The 20,158-nt window shown below is 60.9% G+C and carries 11 protein-coding genes and 11 pseudogenes; 20 read left to right on the forward strand and 2 right to left on the reverse strand.

The window, feature by feature from the left end; genetic code table 11:
- The first annotated feature begins 77 nt into the window (after positions 1-77).
- The 19 genes and pseudogenes from AC6I8M_RS05035 to AC6I8M_RS05125 all read left to right on the forward strand — a co-directional run bounded on the left by AC6I8M_RS05035 (position 78) and on the right by AC6I8M_RS05125 (position 15,977).
- A complete protein-coding gene (locus AC6I8M_RS05035; protein WP_498013793.1) occupies positions 78-437 on the forward strand; it encodes a hypothetical protein in 360 nt (119 codons plus the stop codon).
- 232 nt (positions 438-669) lie between these two features.
- Positions 670-1,403, forward strand: a pseudogene (locus AC6I8M_RS05040) (beta-ketoacyl synthase chain length factor).
- A complete protein-coding gene (locus tag AC6I8M_RS05045) occupies positions 1,393-2,193 on the forward strand; it encodes a lysophospholipid acyltransferase family protein (RefSeq protein ID WP_010617308.1) in 801 nt (266 codons plus the stop codon). The pseudogene AC6I8M_RS05040 and the gene AC6I8M_RS05045 overlap by 11 nt, the downstream one beginning before the upstream one ends.
- A 3-nt stretch (positions 2,194-2,196) precedes the next feature.
- Entirely contained in the window at positions 2,197-2,454 is a 258-nt protein-coding gene (locus AC6I8M_RS05050) for a phosphopantetheine-binding protein (RefSeq protein ID WP_010617307.1), read from the forward strand.
- Positions 2,455-2,465: 11 nt separating this feature from the next.
- Entirely contained in the window at positions 2,466-2,717 is a 252-nt protein-coding gene (locus AC6I8M_RS05055; RefSeq protein WP_010617306.1) for an acyl carrier protein, read from the forward strand.
- Positions 2,718-2,725: 8 nt separating this feature from the next.
- Complete coding sequence (locus AC6I8M_RS05060; RefSeq protein ID WP_010617305.1) at positions 2,726-3,274, forward strand: COG4648 family protein; 549 nt, start codon at positions 2,726-2,728, stop codon at positions 3,272-3,274.
- 13 nt (positions 3,275-3,287) lie between these two features.
- Positions 3,288-4,589: pseudogene (locus AC6I8M_RS05065) on the forward strand (AMP-binding protein).
- Entirely contained in the window at positions 4,576-4,923 is a 348-nt protein-coding gene (locus AC6I8M_RS05070; protein WP_041387672.1) for an ApeI family dehydratase, read from the forward strand. Before AC6I8M_RS05065 ends, AC6I8M_RS05070 begins: the two are co-directional and overlap by 14 nt.
- Positions 4,920-6,610: pseudogene (locus AC6I8M_RS05075) on the forward strand (glycosyltransferase family 2 protein). The gene AC6I8M_RS05070 and the pseudogene AC6I8M_RS05075 overlap by 4 nt, the downstream one beginning before the upstream one ends.
- The gene (locus AC6I8M_RS05080) at positions 6,603-7,043 is read left to right on the forward strand and encodes an acyl-CoA thioesterase (protein WP_010617302.1); all 441 of its coding nucleotides are present in this window, start codon (positions 6,603-6,605) and stop codon (positions 7,041-7,043) included. The pseudogene AC6I8M_RS05075 and the gene AC6I8M_RS05080 overlap by 8 nt, the downstream one beginning before the upstream one ends.
- Positions 7,016-7,621, forward strand: a pseudogene (locus AC6I8M_RS05085) (outer membrane lipoprotein carrier protein LolA). Before AC6I8M_RS05080 ends, AC6I8M_RS05085 begins: the two are co-directional and overlap by 28 nt.
- Positions 7,622-8,066: 445 nt before the next feature.
- Positions 8,067-8,960: pseudogene (locus AC6I8M_RS05090) on the forward strand (MMPL family transporter); the annotation flags it as partial.
- Positions 8,957-9,528: pseudogene (locus AC6I8M_RS05095) on the forward strand (DUF3261 domain-containing protein). The pseudogenes AC6I8M_RS05090 and AC6I8M_RS05095, both read left to right, overlap by 4 nt.
- A pseudogene (locus AC6I8M_RS05100) lies at positions 9,525-10,683 on the forward strand (beta-ketoacyl-[acyl-carrier-protein] synthase family protein). The pseudogenes AC6I8M_RS05095 and AC6I8M_RS05100 overlap by 4 nt, the downstream one beginning before the upstream one ends.
- Entirely contained in the window at positions 10,676-11,149 is a 474-nt protein-coding gene (locus AC6I8M_RS05105; RefSeq protein WP_010617298.1) for a hotdog family protein, read from the forward strand. The pseudogene AC6I8M_RS05100 and the gene AC6I8M_RS05105 overlap by 8 nt, the downstream one beginning before the upstream one ends.
- Positions 11,149-11,881, forward strand: a pseudogene (locus AC6I8M_RS05110) (3-ketoacyl-ACP reductase FabG2). The gene AC6I8M_RS05105 and the pseudogene AC6I8M_RS05110 overlap by 1 nt, the downstream one beginning before the upstream one ends.
- Positions 11,881-13,113: a beta-ketoacyl-ACP synthase gene (locus AC6I8M_RS05115; RefSeq protein ID WP_010617295.1), complete on the forward strand. Its 1,233-nt coding sequence runs from the start codon at positions 11,881-11,883 to the stop codon at positions 13,111-13,113. The pseudogene AC6I8M_RS05110 and the gene AC6I8M_RS05115 overlap by 1 nt, the downstream one beginning before the upstream one ends.
- A 247-nt stretch (positions 13,114-13,360) precedes the next feature.
- Positions 13,361-15,485: pseudogene (locus AC6I8M_RS05120) on the forward strand (TonB-dependent receptor).
- A 309-nt stretch (positions 15,486-15,794) separates the two neighbouring features.
- A complete protein-coding gene (locus tag AC6I8M_RS05125; protein WP_498013848.1) occupies positions 15,795-15,977 on the forward strand; it encodes a hypothetical protein in 183 nt (60 codons plus the stop codon).
- On the opposite strand, the pseudogene AC6I8M_RS05130 reads toward AC6I8M_RS05125, so the two are convergent.
- Positions 15,974-17,113: pseudogene (locus tag AC6I8M_RS05130) on the reverse strand (glycoside hydrolase family 1 protein). The gene AC6I8M_RS05125 and the pseudogene AC6I8M_RS05130 overlap by 4 nt on opposite strands.
- 138 nt (positions 17,114-17,251) lie before the next feature.
- Between AC6I8M_RS05130 and AC6I8M_RS05135 the strand changes: the two are divergent.
- Positions 17,252-18,712 (forward strand): annotated as a pseudogene (locus AC6I8M_RS05135) (phospholipase D-like domain-containing protein).
- 40 nt (positions 18,713-18,752) lie between these two features.
- On the opposite strand, the gene mdoC reads toward AC6I8M_RS05135, so the two are convergent.
- Entirely contained in the window at positions 18,753-19,898 is a 1,146-nt protein-coding gene (gene mdoC / locus AC6I8M_RS05140) for a glucans biosynthesis protein MdoC (protein ID WP_498013691.1), read from the reverse strand.
- Positions 19,899-20,158 lie beyond the last annotated feature (260 nt).

Consider the following 20,158-nt stretch of genomic DNA (forward strand, 5'->3'; position numbering starts at 1 on the left):
CGGAACTATGCAGGGGGTGTTGCCTGCACGGCCGCGTGGTTGCGCGGCTTGCCATGACAGGGGAAGAAAAGGAAATGATGAATAAAAAAGCCACGCTGGCACTGCTGGTTGCAGCGGTATTAATCGCCGGCTGTGCATCGCGTACGGCACCTATCCAGAACGTCAGAACAGTCAGCCAGACGGTTGGACAGAGTTACAGCGATCAGCAGATGCAGCGGGCTATCGTGGAAGCTGGCGCGGCCAATCACTGTGTGATCTCACCGGCGGGTCCGGTCGTGATGAATGGTTTGCTGGCAGAACGCGGCCACACGGCGAATATCCGTATCACCTACACTGCTAACAGCTACCGCATTGATTACGTCAGCAGCACCAATCTGAAAGCAGGCAGTGGCCAGATTCACCGTAACTACAACCGCTGGATTCAGAACCTGAACTAGGGCATCCAGACCCGTCTGGCGGTGCAAGCAGTAAAATAAGTCATCACGCGCGCCACTAACAGTTAATCGTAAAGTTAGCCGGCACGCTGCCGAAATAGAAACAGGCTGACCCGATGTCCGCCTGAGAACTCGGCGACATCCGCGTGAGGCGGATGACTGGAATAGAGAGCAGGGAAGGGATGCCGCGCAGCGAAAATCTAACCATCCCTGAGGCTGAAGAAAGAATGCAGGTATGAAACTCGCTTACTCCCTTGTTGACAGGCATGCCATCTCGCCGGGCTACAGCAGCGCCGACGACTGGCAGCGCTGGGCGCAACACGCGCCGGTACTGGATGCCTGCCTGGCTATCGCCAAACCCCAGTTTTTACCTATGATGACTGCCCGTCGTCTCAGCCCCGGCAGCCGTGCCGCCGTTGAGTGCGGCCTTGCGCTGCTGGCCCGACAGTCGGTTGACGCCGTGGTGTTTACCAGCCGCCATGGCGAACTGGAACGCAATCTGCGTATTCTGCGTACGCTCGCGGGCGGCCAGCCGCTATCCCCCCCACCGACTTCGCGATGTCCGTGCACAACTCGGCGGTCGGCAGCCTGACCATCGCCGCGCGTCAGCCATTAGTGTCATCGTCAATTTCTGCCGGCATCGACAGCTTCCAGCAGGGCCTGCTTGAGGTCACCACGCTGCATCAGGCCGGTTACCAGCAGGTGCTGCTGGTGGATTTTGATGGGCTGGTGCCCGACTACTACCGTCCGTGGCTGCCGGAGATCGATACCTTTAATGCACCCTACGCGGTTGCGCTGCTGCTGCGCGCCGGCGAAGCGTGGCGCTGTACGGCGACCGCCGCCCGCTGCCGGCCTGATGCGCTGCCGCAGAGCCTGCAGTTTCTGCATGCGATGCTGAGCGAGACGGCGGATTTCACCCTAGCCGGCGAGCGTCATCAGTGGCGCTGGAAGCGTGCTCATGGCGGATAACGCTATGCCGATGCGCCAGCGGCGCGGTGGCAACTATTACTGGCGGCTGGTGATGACCGTGCTTTGCTTTAGCCTGTTCAGCATTGGCGGTCTGTTGCTGTCGCTGATCTGGTTCAACCTGCTGCTGCTGATTCAGCGTGACGGTCTGCGCCGGCGGCAGATCGCGCGCCGCAGCATTGCATGGAGCTTTCGCTGCTTTCTGCGCTTCTGCCGTTTTGTCGGCGTGTATGACTATCAGATGCTGGGCGCAGAAGCGCTGCGTCAGGATCGCGACTGCCTGATTGTCGCCAACCATCCGTCGCTGATCGATTACGTGATGATCGCCTCGCTCTTACCCGAGATGGATTGCCTCGTGAAGGCCGACCTGCAGCACAACATTTTCTTCCGCGGCGTTATTAAATCAGCCGATTACCTGATCAACAGCGAAGCGGAGACGCTACTGCCTGATAGCCAGCAGCGGCTGGCACGCGGCGATACCATTCTGATTTTCCCCGAAGGGATGCGCACCCGCTACGGCCAGCCGCTGCAACTGCAGCGCGGTGCGGCAAATATTGCGGTGCGCGCCGGATGCGATCTGCGCGTGATTCATATCACCTGTACACAGCGTATGCTCGACAAGCAAAGCCGCTGGTATCAGATTCCGCTGGTTAAACCGGTTTTTACGGTACGCGTACAATCGCGTATTGCCAGCCACGTCTTTCACGAAGCGGATGAGGATGCGCAGCCGCTGGCCGCGCGCCGTTTGACGCGTTATCTGCAACAGGCGCTGGTGCCTGAAGAGACAAAGTAAGTTATGCAAGCACTGATTGACGACATTAAAACCATGATTACCGACACGCTGAATCTGGAGGATATCAGTCCGGATGATATCGATAGCGACGCACCGCTGTTTGGTGAAGGGGTGGGGCTCGACTCGATCGATGCTCTGGAGCTGGGGCTGGCGGTGAAAAACCGCTTCGGCGTGCAGCTCTCCGCCGAGAGCGAAACGCTGCGGGCGCACTTTTTTTCCGTGGCCACGCTGGCCGCCTTTGTTGAACAACAGCAAGCCTGAGAACCGTCGACATGAACAAACAAGATATTCACCAGGAAGTGGCGACGCTGCTAACTACGCTGTTCGAAATTGATCCGGACGAGATTCGCCCGGACGCTCGCCTGTACGAAGATCTCGAACTCGACAGTATTGATGCGGTTGACATGGTGGTGCATCTGCAAAAACGCACCGGGCGTAAGATCAAGCCAGAAGCCTTCCGCGCGGTACGCACCGTACAGGACGTGGTTGACGCCGTCGACCAGCTGATGCGCGACCAGGCCTGATAAACGCCATGCACAGGCTGTTGCAGCTGCTGAACGCGCTGGCGCTGATCGCCTGGCCATTGCTGGTATGGCTGGCGCTGACTCACCCGCAGTGGCGCGCCGTGCTGGTGCTGCTGGCGCTGGTGTTTGCGGCGCGCATCTGGAGCCTGCGTCAGGCGCAGGGCGCGCTGAACCGCACGCTGCTGCTGCTGGCGCTGATCGGCTGCCTGCTGTCTCTCGCCAGTGTCGTGTTGCGGGCGCAGCATCTGCTGCTGTGGTATCCGGTGGTGGTTAATGGCCTGTTGCTTCTGCTGTTCGCCGCTTCGCTGTTCAGCCCGATGCCGCTGGTAGAGCGCCTAGCGCGCCTGCGTGAACCTCAGCTGCCGCCGCGAGCCGTTCGTTATACCCGACGAGTGACGCAGGTGTGGTGCGGGTTTTTTATTTTCAACGGCAGCGTGGCCCTGACCACCTGCCTGCTGAGTAATATCCGGCTATGGACACTCTGGAACGGGTGCATCAGCTATGTGCTGATGGGCGGCGAATGGCTGCTGCGTCAGCGCATGAGGAAACACGCATGAAGGCCGTGGCGGGCTGCACGGCGCCGATCGTCTCGTCGCTTGGCAGGGACAACAGCAGCATACGCTGGCGCAGATGCGGCAGCAGGTGCTGGGCTTAACCCATCAGCTACAGGCGCAGCCTAGCGCACGCTGGGCGCTGTGCTTTGACAACAGTTACCACTTTACCGTAGCGCTGCTGGCGAGCTGGTACGCCGGCAAAACGCCGGTCATCCCCGGCCACTGCCGCGCGGCGCAGCTGGAAGAAATGCACGACAGTCTTGATGGCGTGATCAGCGATATGCCGCTGGCGGTAACCCTGCCATAGCTACGCTGGGACGGCGCGCTGGCGCAGGGCGCACTGCCAGAGATGGCGGCGCAGGCGAGTCTGGTGCTGTTCACCTCCGGCTCAACCGGAACGCCGCGTCGCGTGGTCAAATCACTGCGCGCCATGGATCTGGAAGCCCAGTGGCTGGCCGACCTGTGGGGAACGCGTCTGCAGGCGTGTCACGTCATTGCCTCGGTAAGCCATCAGCATCTGTATGGCCTGAGCTTTCGCATTATTCTGCCGATGGCGCTCGGCCTGCCGTTCGCCGCGCAGCAAATTTTTTATGGTGAGCAACTGGCGGATCAGCGTGCCGATCGCCGCTACGCCTTTATCAGCAGTCCGGCATTTTTGCGCCGGCTGGACACTGCGCTGGTGGCGCCGCCCTGTGCACTGATTGTCTCCGCGGGCGGCGCGCTGCCGGGCGCGGATGCGCAACGCGCGCAGCAAACGCTGGACTGCGCGGTGGATGAAATTTATGGCAGTACCGAAACCGGGGTGATCGCGTGGCGCCGGGCCAGCGATGACGCTGCGCTGTGGCAGTGTTTCCCCCACGTCTCGCTGCGCGAGATCGCGCCGCAGCGCTGGCAGGTCTTCTCCGATCTGCTGGAGAGCCGCGCTGGTTGTGCGCTGGACGATCGCATTGTGCAGCAGCAGTCGGGCCAGTTTCAGCTGGCAGGGCGGCAGGCTCGGGTGATGAAAATTGAAGACAAGCGCGTGTCGCTGAGCGAAGTAGAGCGTCGCCTGCTGGCGCTGCCTAGTGTGGAAGATGCCGCCGCGCTGGCGATTCAGCGTCACGGCCGCCATGCCATCGCGGTGGTGCTGGCACTGCCGCAGCTGCTAGACGCCGCAACGCTGCACCAGCGTAAACAACAATGGAAACGCGCGCTGCAACCCTGGCTGGAGCCGGTCGCCATGCCGCGCTACTGGCGGGTGGTGACGGCAATTCCGGTCACGGCGCAGAGCAAACGCGCATGGCCGCAGATAGAGGAACTGTTTGATATTACCGGTTGAATTAGACGCGCAACAGCAGGATGGCACGCTCACCCTGCGCCTGCTGGCGGCTGCCGACCTGCTGTGGTTTCGCGGCCACTTCCCGACGCTGCCGATTCTGCCGGGGGTGGCGCAGCTTGACTGGGTGCTGCACTACGGCCTGACGCGCCTCGCGCCGGGTAAAAGCTTTGCCTCGATTGAAAACATCAAATTCCAGCAGCCGGTGCCGCCGGATGCGCAGCTGGAGCTGCAGTTGCAGTGGCTGCCGGAGAAGTCGCTGCTGAATTTTCGCTACGCGCTGCTGCACGGTGCGCAGGCTGAGGTCGCCAGCAGCGGGAAGATTCGCCTGTGCTGAGTGCGTCGTTTGCGCCCTGCGTGCTGATTCCCTGCTACAACCACGGTGCCATGCTGGCGTCGGTGCTGGCGCGGCTGGCCCCGTTCAACCTGCCGGTGATCGTGATCGACGACGGCAGCGATGCCCGGACGAAACAGCATATCGCTGCGCTGGATGCGCCGCAGCTCCAGGTGCTGACGCTGCCGCACAACTAGGGTAAGGGAGCGGCGGTGATTGCCGGACTGCGCGCCGCCGCGGCCGCGAGCTTCAGTCATGCGCTGCAGCTGGACGCCGACGGACAGCATCAGGTGGAGGACACACTGGCATGCTGGCAGAGGCCGAACGCTATCCGCACTGCCTGATCTCCGGCCAGCCGTAGTACGATGCCTCAATCCCGAAATCCTGGCTCTATGGTCGCTACATCACCCATTTCTGGGTATGGGTGGAAACGCTGTCGTTCTCGCTGAAAGACAGCATGTGCGGTTTCCGCGTCTATCCGCTGGCAGCGTCGCTTGAGCTGTGCGATCGCCGCGCTATTGGCCAGCGCATGGATTTTGACACCGAGATCATGGTGCGCCTCTACTGGCAGGGCACGCCGAGCCGGTTTATCCGCACGCGCGTGACCTATCCCCCGAGCGGCGTCTCACACTTTGACGCGCTGCACGACAACCTGCGTATCTCGTGGATGCACACCCGCCTGTTCTTTGGCATGCTGCCACGCATCCCGCAGCTGCTATCCCGCTGGCGTCAGCAGGCGTACTGGGTAGCGACGCCAGAGCGCCGCGGGCAGTAGGGGCTGCGCTTTATGCTGTGGCTGTACCAGCGTGCCGGTCGCCTGCCGTTTATTCTGCTGCTGTGGCCGGTGGTGGCGGTGTACTGGCTGAGCGGTCGCGCGGCGCGGGCGGCGTCGCAGCAGTGGCTGACGCGCGTACAGGCCGTGGCGCATCAACAGCAGATTGCGCTGCCGCGGCCGCTCAGCAGCTATCGCCACTTCCTGCGTTTTGGCGACAGCATGCTGGATAAAGTCGCCAGCTGGCGCGGTGACCTGCAATGGGGACGCGATATCGACTTCGCGTCCGGTGCTGAAGCGGTGATTAGCGCCGCTGAAGGCAAAGGCCAGCTGGTTCTCGCCTCGCATCTGGGCGATATCGAAGCCTGCCGGGCGATGGCGAAGCAGGTCAGCGGTCTGGTGATCAACGCGCTGGCGTTCACCGACAACGCCCAGCGCTTCCGCGCGGTGCTGGAGAGCATTGCGCCGCAGGCGGGCGTCAATCTGCTGCCGGTCAGTGATATCGGCCCGGACACCGCAATTTTACTGCAGCAAAAGCTGGATGCCGGTGAGTGGGTGGCCATCGTTGGCGACCGCACCGCCGTGCAGCGTCAGCGCGGCGGCGAACGGCGCGTGGTGTGGAGTGAATTCATGGACCAACCGGCACCGTTCCCGCAGGGACCGTTTGTGCTGGCGGCAGCGCTGCGCTGTCCGGTGCTGCTGATGTTCGCGCTGCGCCAGCAGGGCAAACTGCGCGTGCACTGCGAGGCCTTTGCCGATCCTTTACCGCTGCCGCGCAATGGGCGACAGCAGGCACTGCAGGCGGCGGTCGATCGCTACGCTGCGCGCCTGCAGCATCACGCCCTGCTGGCCCCGCTGGACTGGTTTAACTTTTACGATTTCTGGGCTCTGCCCGAAGAGGAGCAACGCGATGCGTGACGCAAGCTGGCGCGCGGAGATTGAACGGGTGGTCTCGTTTCATGACTGCGATCCGATGGGCGTGGTGTGGGACGGCAACTATTTCCGCTACTTCGAAGTGGCGCGTGAAGCGCTGCTGCGCAGCATTAACTACAGCTATGCAGAGATGAGCGCCAGCGGCTACGTCTGGCCGGTGGTCGATACCCGGGTTAAATACCGTCTGCCGCTGCGCTGTGAAGAGGCCATTCGTGTTGAAGCCAGCATCAGCGAATATGAAAACCGGCTGCGCATCGATTATGTCATCCGTAACGCTGCCGGGCAGGTGACCACCAAAGCGCACACGCTACAGGTGGCGTTCAGCGCCAGCACGCAGCAGATGTGCTTTGTCTCGCCAGATATTCTGCTGCAGCGTTTGGGGGTGTCATCATTATTCGTCTGTTCTGCCTGCTGCTGACGCTGCTGAGCGCCAGCGCGGTGACGCTGGAACAGCTACAGCAGCGCTTTGCCAGCCAGCCGGTGATTCGCGCCAGCTTTGTTCAGGTGCGCAGCATCGCCGGCATGGCTCAGCCGCTGGTGTCGCGCGGCCAGCTGTTGATTGCTCAGCAGCAGGAGCTGTGGTGGCACCAGGCGACACCGTTCCCGATGACGCTGATTCTGGATGATCACCGCATGGTGCAAAGCATGAGCGGCCAGCCGCCGCAGGTGATCACCGCTGACAGCAATCCGCAAATGTTCCAGTTTAACCATCTGCTGCGCGCGCTGTTCCAGGCGGATGAGCAGGTATTGCGCGAGAATTTTGTGCTCGATTTCCGCGATGGCGGTCGCGACGGCTGGCAGCTGAGTCTGACGCCAAAAGCGGCACCGCTGAATAAGATCTTTAACCGCATCGATTTGCAGGGCGCGGCGTATCTCAACCGCATTACGCTGGATGACCGCTAGGGCGATAAAACGGAAATCACTCTGAGCGATACCCGTACGCAGCCCAGCCAACTGACTGATGAAGAGCGAGCCCGTTTTGCCGCAGCGCAGTGAAATTTTTGCCGCGCGCGCGTGGCTGGCCGTCTGTCTGCTGCTGATGCTGGCGCTGGCCTGGTTACTGCCGCGCTGCCACATCAACAGCAGCGTGCTGGCTCTGCTGCCGCAGCAGAATCTTGGCCAGGCACCGGCAGAGATTCAGCAGGGCTTTATGCAGCGGCTCGACCGCCAGCTGGTGTGGCTGGTGAGTGCGCCCGGTGCGGACGGTGACGCCGCCGCCGCGTGGTGGCAGGCTCAGCTCGAGGCACTGCCGATGCTCAGTGAGGTCAGCGGCGCGCTGGATGATCATCAGCTGCAGCGCTGGGGAAGCTTTGCTTATCAGCATCGCAACGGGCTGATCGATCCACTGACGCGTGCGCGACTGCAGCACGGCGGCGGCGCGCAGGCCGACTGGATTCTGGCGCAGCTGTTCTCGGCGTTTGCCGGGGTCAGCAGCAAAGAGCTGGCCGCGTGGCGCCACCAGCGCGGGCTGCGCGTCGGTTTACCTCTGCTGGTAGCCCTTTACGCGCTGAGCGGCATCTTACAGCTGCGCGTCGACGATAATATTGCCCATCTGCAGAGCGCGCCGGCGCAACTGCTGGCGCAGGATCGCCAGTTGGCGCAGCTCACCGGGCAGCAGGCCTATCAAACCTGGTTTGTGATCTGGGGTGATAACGAGCAGCAGGTGTTGCAGCGGCTTAATGCGCTGGCGCCCGAACTGCAGCGCGCGCAGCAGCAGGGCTGGCTGGCGAGTCCGCTGAGTGAAGGCTGGTGGCTGCTGTGGCTGTCGCTGCCTGACGGACGCAGCAGCGTGCTGGTCCCGGTGAGTGGCGTGAAGAACAGTGCCGCGCTGCAAAAACTGGCGACACCGCAGGCAGGCGTGAGCTGGGTCGATCGCAAAGCCCGTTACGATGAGCTGTTTGGCTTCTGGCGCACGCTGCTAAGCGGCCTGCTGGCGCTGGCGCTGCTGCTGATCACCGTCAGTTATACCCTGCGCCTTGGCCTCAAAGCCGGGCTGCGCAGCGCGCTACCGTCATGGCTGTCGCTGGCGGCCGCGCTGGCCACGCTCGGCTGGCTGGGTGCCAGTCTGAATCTGTTTGCGCTGCTGGCGCTGATTCTGGTGCTGGGCATTGGCATCAATTACACGCTGTTCTTCAGTAATCCGCGCGGCACGCCGCTGACGTCGATGCTGGCGGTAACGCTGGCGATGATGACCACGCTGCTGACGCAGGGCATGTTGGTATTCAGCAGCACCAGCCCTATCAGCAGCTTTGGTACCGTGCTGTGCAGCGGAATTTTTTGTGCATTTTTACTGGCGCCGCTGGCGCTGGCGGGCGGAAAAAGGAAATCACGATGAGAATGGGTGCGTTACTGCTGGCGCTCAGCCTGCTGCTGAGCGGGTGTGCGTCTTACCATGACGAGTCCAGCCGGCCCACGGCCTGGCTCAAACCCGGCGTGCGCGTCACGCTGCCGGCACCGGGCATCTCGCCCGGCTTTCAGCAGCAGCAGTTGCTGACCGGGCGCGTGAAGGGCAAAACCCAGTCATTGCTGGTGCTGCTCAGCGCGGATGCGCAGCAGATCTCGCTGGCCGGGCTGTCGTCGCTTGGCATCCGGCTATTCCGCGTCACTTACGATCAACAGGGGATTCATACCCAGCAGATGATGGCGCTGCCCGACCTGCCGCCAGCCAGGTGCTGGCCGATATTATGCTGAGCTACTGGCCGGTCAGCGCGTGGCAGCCGCAGCTGCCGTCCGGCTGGACGCTGCGCGATCTTGGCCATCGGCGCGAATTGCGCGATGCCTCCGGCCAGCTGATCAGCCAGATTCATTATCTGCAGCGCGGGGAACAGCGTGAGCCGATTAGCGTCGATCAGCGCGCCTTTGGCTATCAGATTCATATCCAGCATCTGGACGCCTCCTCATGATTTACCTGTCGGCTTTTGGCATGGTCAATGCGCTGGGCAGCAGCCTGGCTCAGATTGCCGCCCAGCTACAGCAGGGCACAGCTCCCGGCATGCAGCCGCGTGACGGCTGGTTAGCGCAGGGCAAGCGCTGCTGGCTGGGCGAAGTGCCGGGCGCGCTGCCGCCGGTACCGGCGGCACTGGCTGCGCATGATACGCGCAACAATCGATTGCTGCTGGCGGCGCTGCAGCAGTGCCAGCCAGCGCTGGATGAGGCGATTACGCGCTATGGTCGCGCCCGCGTGGCCATCGTGCTGGGCACCAGTACCTCCGGCGTGGATGAGGGCGATCGGCAGACGGACGGCGGCCATGCCGGTTTTGACTATTGGATGCAGGAACTGGGCGATCCGTCGCGCTTTCTGGCGCACTATCTGCAACTGGATGGCCCGGCGTACACCCTTTCTACTGCCTGCTCCTCCAGCGCGCGCGCCATCATCAGCGGGGCGCGGCTGATTGCCGCCGGTCTGGCCGACGTGGCGCTGGTGGGCGGTGCGGACTCGCTCAGCCGCATGCCGATTAACGGCTTTTGCCAGCCTCGATTCGCTGTCGGAACATCACTGCGCACCGTTCAGCGCCGGACGCGACGGTATTTCGATTGGCGAAGCGGCGGCGCTGCTGCTGCTGACGCGTGAGCCACAGCCGCTGGCGCTGCTGGGCTGCGGTGAATCGTCAGATGCCTGGCACATGTCAGCGCCGCATCCGCAGGGCGTGGGCGCGGAAGCCGCCATGCACATGGCGCTGCAGCAGGCCGGTTTGCAGCCGCACGAGGTGGGCTATATCAATCTGCACGGTACCGCCACGCCGCTGAACGATCAGGCTGAAGCGGCGGTGATTCACCGCCTGTTTGGCGATGCCGTGCCGTGCAGTTCCACTAAGCATCTCACCGGCCACACGCTGGGCGCAGCAGGCGCAACCGAAGCTGCGCTGGCGGCCCTGATTATCCAGCAACAGTTGTCGCTGCCGCCGCAGGATTTTTCGCACGCGACGCAGGATAGTACGCTGCCGCCCTGTGGATTGCTGACTGTGGCACAGCCGCTGGCGCGCCCGGTGATTGCCTCCAACTCATTTGCCTTTGGCGGGAACAATACCTGCCTGATTGTAGGATCTTCGCATGAATGATTTTTTGCCGGTGGGCGATTACCTGCCGCACCGCGCGCCGCTGCTGCTGCTTGAGCGCGTGCTTGACGTCACGCCAGACAGCGTTGTCTGTGCGGTCACGGTGAGCCCGCACGGCGTGCTGGCACCGTTTCTCACGCCGCAGGGCGAGCTGCCGGCGTGGTTTGGTGTCGAGATTATGGCGCAGACCGTGGGCGTCTGGTCCGGCTTTCATGCCCGCCAGCGCGGCGCCAGTGACATCCGCCCCGGCATGCTGCTGGGCGGGCGCGGCTATCGTGCCAGTGCACCCACCTTCGCGGCATACAGTGAGTTGCAGATTGAGATGCACCTGCTGATGCGCGATAACAAACTGGGCAGTTTTGAGGGCGAGATCCGCTGCGGCACCAGCCTGCTGGCCAGCGGACTACTGAACACCTACCAGCCCGACGACGACGAATTAACCCGATTAGCGCAACAAGGAACCGAGTGATGACCCGCAGCGTATTAGTAACCGGGGCCAGTAAAGGTATTGGCCGTGCCATGGCTTTACGTCTGGCTGCCGACGGATTTGATATCGTGGTGCATTACCACCGCGACGCCGCCGGTGCACAGCAGACGCCGGCGCAGATCGTTGCTGCAGGCAGGCCGCGGCCGCACTCTGCAGTTTGACGTTGCACAGCGGGAAGCCACGCGTAACGCGCTGGAGCAGGATATCGCCGCGCATGGTGCCTATTATGGTGTGATCAGCAATGCGGGCATCACCCGCGACGGTGCTTTTCCGGCGCTCACCGAAGACGAATGGGACAGCGTGATCCACACCAACCTCGACAGCTTCTACAACGTGATTCATCCATGCGTCATGCCGATGATCGGCCTGCGCCAGGGCGGACGCATCATTACCCTCTCTTCAGTATCCGGCATGATGGGCAACCGCGGGCAGGTCAACTACAGCGCGGCCAAGGCCGGTATCATCGGCGCCACGAAAGCGCTGGCGATTGAACTGGCGAAACGCAAAATCACCGTTAACTGTATCGCGCCGGGTTTGATCGATACCGGCATGACCGATCTTGAGCCGCAGGTGATCGACGAAGCGCTGAAAATCATTCCGATGAAACGCATGGGCGCGGCAGAAGAAGTCGCTGGCCTGGCCAGCTATCTGATGTCGGATATCGCTGGCTACGTTACGCGGCAGGTGATTTCCATCAACGGAGGGATGTTGTGATGCAGCGGGTAGTTGTTACCGGTATGGGCGGCGTCACCGCTTTTGGCGAGAGCTGGAGCGCGGTGGCGCAGCGCATTAAACAGGGCCAGAATGCGGTACGTAAAATGCCGGAATGGCAAGTCTATGATGGCCTGCACACTCTGCTGGGCGCGCCGGTCGATGACTTCACGCTGCCGCCGCACTACACGCGTAAACGCATCCGCGCCATGGGCCGCGTCTCACTGCTGGCGACGCGTGCCACCGAGCTGGCGCTGGAGCAGGCCGGCCTGATTGACCATCCGGTGCTGACTAACTGTGAAACCGGCATCGCCTATGGGTCTTCGACCGGCAGCACCGGCCCGGTGAGCGAGTTCGCCACCATGCTGGTCGAGAAGCACACCAACAACATCACCGGCACCACCTATGTGCAGATGATGCCCCACACCACGGCGGTTAACGCCGGACTGTTTTTTGGTCTGCGCGGTCGCGTGATCCCCACGTCCAGCGCCTGCACTTCCGGCAGCCAGGCGATTGGCTACGCGTGGGAAGCCATTCGCCATGGCTATCAGACCGTGATGGTCGCGGGCGGGGCAGAGGAGCTGTGCCCCTCGGAAGTCGCAGTGTTCGATACGCTGTTTGCCACCAGCCAGCGTAACGACGCGCCGCACACCTCGCCGGCACTGTTCGATCAACAGCGCGACGGTCTGGTGATTGGCGAAGGGGCGGGCACGCTGATTCTGGAATCGCTGGCACATGCGCAGGCGCGCGGCGCGACCATCTATGCTGAGCTGGTCGGTTTTCACACTAACTGTGACGCGGCCCATATCACTCAGCCGCAGCGTGAAACTATGCAGATTTGTATTCAGCGCGCGCTGGACAGCGCAGGGGTGACGGCAGCGCAGATTGGTTACATTAACGCACACGGTACCGCCACCGATCGCGGCGATATTGCTGAAAGCCAGGCGACGGCAGCGATTTTTGGCAATCGTACGCCAATCTTTTCGCTGAAAAGCTACTTCGGTCACACGCTGGGCGCCTGCGGCGCGCTGGAAGCCTGGATTAGTATTGAGATGATGCGTGAGGGCTGGTTTGCGCCAACGCTGAATCTGACGCAGCCCGCCGCCGAATGCGGTGAGCTGGATTACATCATTGGCGCGCCTCGGCAGCTACAGACCGATTACGTCCAGTCAAACAACTTTGCTTTTGGCGGTATCAACACTTCGCTGGTGTTTAAACGCTGGCGCGACGCCTGAGTCTCTCCGTTTACCCCTTATTCCCGTCGCCCGGCGGGAATCTTTCTCCCCAATGATGCCTCTGGCGGTGATACTCCGCCGGATTTCGCTTGCATTTGGCTGTACGCTGTGCATAATCGCAAAACGCAATAATAATGATTCTCAGTATAGTTTGCATCAGGGGATAACCATGCGCAGAACGCCTTTCAATCCCGGAATGAAACCGACGCTGCTGGCCATGCTGGTCAGCGCCGGTTGTTTGCCAGTGATGGCTGCTACCACTAACACCAGTAATGCTCCTCAGGGCGATAACGAATAGCAGACGCTGACCGTCACCGCCACGCCGCAGAGTGAATTCAAACCCGGCGGTAACGACTTAGTACCGGCCTTTCTCGACGGCCAGATTGCCCACGGCGGTCGCCTCGGCATGCTGGGCGAGCAAAACGCCATGGACGTGCCGTTCAACGTCATCGGCTATACGGCAAAAATGATTCAGGACCAGCAAGCGCAAACCATCGCCGATGTGGTGCGCAACGATGCGGGCGTTCAGAACGTAAAAGGTTACGGCAATTTTGCTGAAACTTACCGCATTCGGGGTTTCACTCTCGACGGCGATGATATGACCTTCGGCGGTCTGCCGGGCGTTGTACCGCGCCAGGTGATGGACGCTTCGCTGATTGATCGCGTGGAGATCTTCAAAGGCGCGAACAGTCTGGTTAACGGCGCAGCCAGTTCCGGCGTCGGCGGTATGATCAACCTCGAGCCGAAGCATGCCGAAGATACGCCGGTCAATCGTGTTGGTATTGATTACACCTCCTCGTCACAGGTCGGCGGAAAGCTGGACGTGGGGCGTCGCTTTGGCGATAACAATCAGTTTGGCGTGCGGCTTAACGCCGTGCATCGCGAGGGCGAAACCGGCGTTGACGGTGAGAAAAAACGCACCACGGCGGCCTCGGTCGGTCTTGATTATCGCGGCGACCGGCTGCGCACCTCGCTGGACGTCGGCTATCAGAAGAAAACCTTCCATGACGGCTTACAGGGCGTGAAATTCGCCAGCGCCGGCGTGATCCCGGCGGTGCCGTCAAATTCGCACAACTACAGCCAGAAATGGGTGTACAGCGATATGGAATCCGAATTCGGTATCGCCAAAGCAGAATACGATATTACCGACAGCTGGACGGCGTATGCCGGCCTCGGCGCACAGCACGCCCATGAAACCGGCAATTACGGCGCGCCGACCATTACCGACAGCAACGGTGACGGTACCATTAGCAGCTTCTACTCCAACCGCATTTAGGACAACATGAGCGGCATGGTGGGGCTGCGAGGTGATTTCCACACCGGTTTCGTCAGTCATAAAGTCAACGTGGGTTACTCGGCGCTGACCACCAATGCGAAAAATGCCTACGACATGTCGCTGGTGGGCACGCCGTTTAATATCTACCACAGCGGTAACGTGGCTGAACCGGCGGCCACCTTCGCCGGCGGCAAGTTCTCCGATCCGCTCACCACTTCGCGCACCCGCACTCAGGGCTATCTGCTGAGCGATACGCTGGGATTACTGGACGATACGCTGCTGGTTGACCGTTGGTGCACGCCATCAGAAAGTGGTGGTGCGCAGCTATAACTACAACACCGGCGCGGAAAGCGTTGATTCGCGCTTCACCAACGACCGCTGGATGCCAACGTATGGCGTGGTCTACAAGCCGTGGAAAGAAGTGGCGCTGTACGCGAACCATACGGAAGCGCTGCAGCTTGGTGAAGTGGCACCCAAAGACGCCGTCAACTATGGCACCGTGACCGGCGTGGCGTACTCGAAGCAGAATGAGATCGGCGTGAAAACGGATTTCGGCCGCATCGGCGGCTCGCTGGGGCTGTTCGAAATCCAGAAACCGTCCGGCCTGATCAACAGTGACAATGTCTACGTAATGGATGGCGAGCAGCGCCATCGCGGCGTGGAAGCCAACGTGTTTGGTGAGCCGGTGCTGGGCCTGCGCCTCAACGCCAGCGCCACCTGGATCGATCCGGTGATGAAGAAAACCGCCGGCGGCACCTACGATGGCAAACAGGCGATCGGCGTGCCGCGCTACACCTACGTGCTGGGCGCGGAGTATGACATCAAGCCGGTGGAGGGTCTGACGGCCACGGCGCTGCTCAACCACAGCGGTTCTCAGTACGCCAACTCGGCCAACACCCTGAAGCTGGACAGCTATACCACGCTGGATCTCGGCATGCGTTACCGCATGAAGGTGAATCAGAACGATCTGGTGTGGCGCGTGGCGGTCGAAAACGTCACCAATGAGAAGTACTGGTCAAACGTTGATGACACGGGCACCTACCTCGCGCAGGGCGACCAGCGTACGCTGAAAATCAGCATGAGCTACGATTTCTAAGCGGCCACCACGGGGCGTAGCGACGCTCCGTGGTCTTTTCCGGCAGAATATAATGCTGTACGTTGGCCGCTATTCCATTACACTCTGTGCGGCAATCCCGCTGAAAAACGCCTCTTTCCTGTTGAGTCATCATGAGTTCACCCGCGCCACCTGACGATCACGACGAACCTTTACGGCAACCGCTGGATGATGCGCACTTCGCCATTGTGGTACTTGCAGTGACCTCGGTTACCCTTATAATCTTCGTCCTGATGCTTACATTAATGGATGAGCTGAGGCCAGCAGCCGACTACGGACGCCCGCAAGGAGATGTCGATGGAATCCCGGGATGACAAACTGATCGCCATCATTAGACTGCTTTCCGCCTGCCTGATCGGCGTAGTGTTCCTTTTCACCATGACCTGGCTGACGGACGTACGCCATCCAGCCGATCCGTCACTGGATGTACAAACCTGCCCGCCCAAAACCGCCAGCCCGGTGCAGCACTCTTAATCCTGGGTGCGCCATTTAATCTGCTGACTGCGTAACTCCAGCGCCAGCGCTTCGTGCAGGGTGCGATTGCCGTTAGGATCGCCCAGACCAAACAGCGCGCCAGGCGAGCGCCGATCGTCGGCCCACGCCGGATACTCCACCACCGGATAGAGCGAAATGCCTTCCAGCGCCACGCCCTGCGCTAAGGCCAGCCGCGCTTCATCACTGACATGCCGCAGCCAGCGCGCGCGCGCGTCGCCCTCCGCGCCGGTTTCCGCCAGCAGCAGCGGGCGCTGATAACGCTGCCAGCACTGCATCAGCAGCCGGTGCAGCGGCTGACGCTGCGGGTGGTCGGGCGGAATGGTGTCGCCGGAGAAGAACCAGTGGTTGTCGGGATAATAGTTCAGTCCAAGGATGTCGAGAAAATCGGGCTGACCACCCAGCTCCGGTGCGTCACGACCCGCCAGCCAGTCCCAAGCTTCAAACTGCGCCTGATGCTGACTATCGGCATAGGGTTTGCTGTCGGGGTTATGCGGATCGGCGGCGATCTGCACCAGCGGGTCGGTCAGTACAAAGCGGGCATCCGGATAGACGTCGCGAATGGCGTGCATGGCCGTCAGCGAGGCTCGCACCAACTGACGTTTCAGTTCGCGGCCACGCGCGCTGGCGTAGGGATCGAGCCAGGAGACATCGGTGCCGGCCCAGGACCAGAAGGATATCTGATTGATGGGCGTAAAGAACGGCTGCTTCACGCCCTCATCCCGCATCAGCTGCGCCATGGCGCGTGCGAAGCGGCCAAAGTGCTCCACAAACGCCGGCTTCCAGATATCGAGATGATCGGGGTAGCCAAAGTGCGCCAGCTCCCAGATGATTTGTAAATCATGGCGCGCCGCCGCGTGAATCATCGGCAGAAAGGTGCGCCAGTCGTATTCACCTGGCGTGGCCTCAATCAGGTGTCAGTGGGCGCCGTCGTGCGCGGTGCGCAATCCCTCCTGCGCCAGCGCGGCGTAATCTTTCTCCAGCAGCATGTCGTGGCCGCTGCTGATGACCATATCCAGTCGTCGCCCGCCGCTGCGGCAGGCGGTAGAGCAGGGGAAGCTGCCCTGAAAAAAGCTGCGAAATAGCCGGGGCTGATGGCGCGGGGATAGCTGAGTCATGATCTTCTCCTCACGAAGAACGCTTGGCTAAGTCTAGACTAAATTAACGCCGCACCCGACGCGGAAGTAGACGGATCTGATTGCCTTTACGTGCGGTGATACCAACAATAACAGCTTCAGGGTAAGCAGGGATTGAGTATGAGCGAAGCGGCACTGCGTTCCTCACGCGAACGGCCGGGCGACGGGCTGAGAGAACATGCGCAACAGCAATGTGCCCGTCATCCGGGACTGAGCGGCATTCATCCGCTGAACGATGGGCTGGATGCGTTTGCGGCACGCTATCTGCTGATGGGCATGGCGCAGCACACCATCGACGTCCAGTATTACATCTGGCACAACGACATGTCCGGACGCCTGCTGTTCAGCGCGCTGCTGGATGCGGCGGAGCGCGGCGTGCAGGTGCGCCTGCTGCTGGATGACAACAATACGCCCGGGCTGGATGAAACGCTGGCCGAACTCGATCGGCATCCAAATATCGCCGTGCGGCTGTTTAATCCCTTCTCGTTTCGAACCCTGTGCGCGCTGGGCTATCTGACCGACTTCGCCCGCCTGAATCGCCGGATGCACAACAAAAGCCTGACCGTTGACGGCGCGGTAACGCTGGTGGGCGGCCGTAACATCGGCGACGAATATTTTGGCACCGGCAATGAGCCACTGTTTACCGATCTCGACGTACTGGCGCTGGGACCGGCGGTAGATGAATTGGCGGAAGATTTCGCCCGCTACTGGCACAGCAAAGCGGTATCGCTGTTGCGCAGCGTCGTGGACACCGGCGCACCGCCGCATGAAGCGGTGCGTTTACCGCCGGAGTGGCAGCAGAGCGAGGCGGTGCAGCGCTATCTGGCGCGGCTGGAGAAATCCTCGTTTGTCTGTCAGCTGGAGCAGGGCTCGCTGAGCATGACCTAGGCACACACGAGGCTGCTGAGTGACGATCCGCGCAAAGGGCTGGGCAAAGCGAAGCGATCCTCTTTGCTGCCGCAGCGCATGCTGGAGGTGATCGGCACGCCGCAGCAGCAGTTCGATATCATCTCGGCCTATTTTGTCCCGACCCGTGCCGGGGTGGCGCAGCTGCTGGCGCTGAAGCGGCGTGGCGTTAAGATCGCCATCTTAACCAACTCGCTGGCCGCCAATGGTGTCACCGTGGTTCACGCCGGCTATGCGCGCTGGCGCAAGAAGCTGCTGCGTCACGGCATTGCGCTCTATGAACTGAAGCCGCAGGCCAATGCCGCGGATGCCCCGCACGATCGCGGTCTGACCGGGAATTCCGGCTCCAGCCTGCACGCCAAAACCTTCACCGTCGATAACCGCAAAGTGTTTATTGGCTCATTCAATTTCGATCCGCGTTCGGCGGTGCTGAACACTGAGATGGGGCTGGTGATTGAGAGCGAAGCGCTGGCGCAGCAGACCCATCAGCGCTTCAGCAGCGGCATGCGCGACCGCGCCTGGGCGTTGCGGCTGGATAAGTGGGGCCGCGTTAACTGGGTGGAGTACAGCGGCGAAGCGCGGGAAGTTGTGCATAAGCACGAACCGCAGTGCACGCTGTTGCAGCGTTTGCTCGTGCGACTGGTATGGCGTCTGCCGGTGGAGTGGCTGCTATAGCCGGGCTGCACAATGGTGCAGCCCGGCGGTAAGTACGCCGTTACGCCTGCGCGGCGCGATCGGTTTTGCGCTGCGGCTTGCCGGAGAACAAAAAGCGCAGCAGCGGGATTCGCAGATGAATCTCGAACAAGGCAAAGGCGACGCCAAACACCATCAGCAGACCAACAAAGAAGCCCAGCGTATTACTGCTGATGTGTGGCGTAACGTAGATGCCGTACAGAATAGTCAGCGGATGGTGCACCAGATAAATAAACAGCGACGCGTTCACCAGATACATGATACGCGGCGAGTGGCTGTTCAGCAGCTTGTGGCCGAAGCTGAAGCAGACGTTCAGCATACACAAGCCCATCAGCGTAGAAATGATGGCATCGAGCTCGTACAGCCAGCCTTCGCCGCTGCTGTAGCGCTGATTCAGGCTGTACGCGATAAACACCGCAATGGCACCAAAGCACATCACCGGATTAAAACGGACAAACAGCGCTTTCAGCGCTTGATGTTTCCAGCTCAGCGCACCCAGCATGAAGAACGGCAGGAAAAACAGCGACTGCATCACCGCAATGCTGAACAGGCCATCCATTAACAGTGCGGGGGCGAAGTGGAAAATCAGCCGACGGAAGGCGCACCACACCAGCGCATAGGCCAGCAGGGCCAGCGTCAGTTTGCCCCAGCCAACCTGCTGATAATCGATGCGGCGCTGCTGATCGCGCAGCCAGCGGAAGCTCAGCATGCCAAAGGCGGTGAGAATCACCAGTACCAGTAAAAACCACAGGTGCGAAATCAGATCCCACATCAGCGCGTTGTACTTGTCATACAGCGAGAAGTTTGCCCAGTCGCCGACTTTGCTGGTGAGATTTTTCAGCATAAAAAACTGCGGCAGGGTAATGAGCGGCACAGCGGTTAACAGCGGAATGCCGACGCGCTCCAGCCGCACCTTCAGCCAGCGATTGGGCTGATAGCGCAGATAGAGCATATAAGAGAAATAACCTGAAATAACAAAGAACACCTGCATGCGGAAGGCGTGAATAAAATCATTCAGCACCGTCAGCCACAGTGAGGCGTCCTGGCTGTTAACCGACCAGCGTTGGGTCGAGTAAATCAGAGAGACGTGAAAAGGCACGCCCAGCAGCATTAAATACGCTCGAATCGAGTCGAGGAAATATTCACGTTCGGGTTTGGCTGAACTCATAAGCTTCCGGTTTGTCAGTTTACTTACCGGTTTCACCCTGAAACCGGATTATGCCGGACGAAATTTTACCGGCTGTAAACAGCGTATACTATCAGGTGAATCTGTTTCTTAATCTTCCGGGTTTAATTATCCGAAAAGTACACTTTCGGCTTACGAATCAGGGGAACAATCTTTTACATAAGCTGTCGGAAAACCGAATAATCTCTTTAAGATAAAGGGGTTTGATCTAAGCACACGAAAGGGGGGGGGATGTGCTGACT

The organism is Type-A symbiont of Plautia stali, assembly GCF_059731155.1.

Coding starts and splice junctions, on each gene's coding strand:
- AC6I8M_RS05115 (WP_010617295.1), top strand. CDS start 11,881: ATGCAGCGGGTAGTTGTTACCGGTATGGGCGGCGTCACCGCTTTTGGC.
- AC6I8M_RS05045 (WP_010617308.1), top strand. CDS start 1,393: ATGGCGGATAACGCTATGCCGATGCGCCAGCGGCGCGGTGGCAACTAT.
- mdoC (WP_498013691.1), bottom strand. CDS start 19,898: ATGAGTTCAGCCAAACCCGAACGTGAATATTTCCTCGACTCGATTCGA.
- AC6I8M_RS05035 (WP_498013793.1), top strand. CDS start 78: ATGAATAAAAAAGCCACGCTGGCACTGCTGGTTGCAGCGGTATTAATC.
- AC6I8M_RS05055 (WP_010617306.1), top strand. CDS start 2,466: ATGAACAAACAAGATATTCACCAGGAAGTGGCGACGCTGCTAACTACG.
- AC6I8M_RS05125 (WP_498013848.1), top strand. CDS start 15,795: ATGTCGATGGAATCCCGGGATGACAAACTGATCGCCATCATTAGACTG.
- AC6I8M_RS05080 (WP_010617302.1), top strand. CDS start 6,603: ATGCGTGACGCAAGCTGGCGCGCGGAGATTGAACGGGTGGTCTCGTTT.
- AC6I8M_RS05060 (WP_010617305.1), top strand. CDS start 2,726: ATGCACAGGCTGTTGCAGCTGCTGAACGCGCTGGCGCTGATCGCCTGG.
- AC6I8M_RS05050 (WP_010617307.1), top strand. CDS start 2,197: ATGCAAGCACTGATTGACGACATTAAAACCATGATTACCGACACGCTG.
- AC6I8M_RS05105 (WP_010617298.1), top strand. CDS start 10,676: ATGAATGATTTTTTGCCGGTGGGCGATTACCTGCCGCACCGCGCGCCG.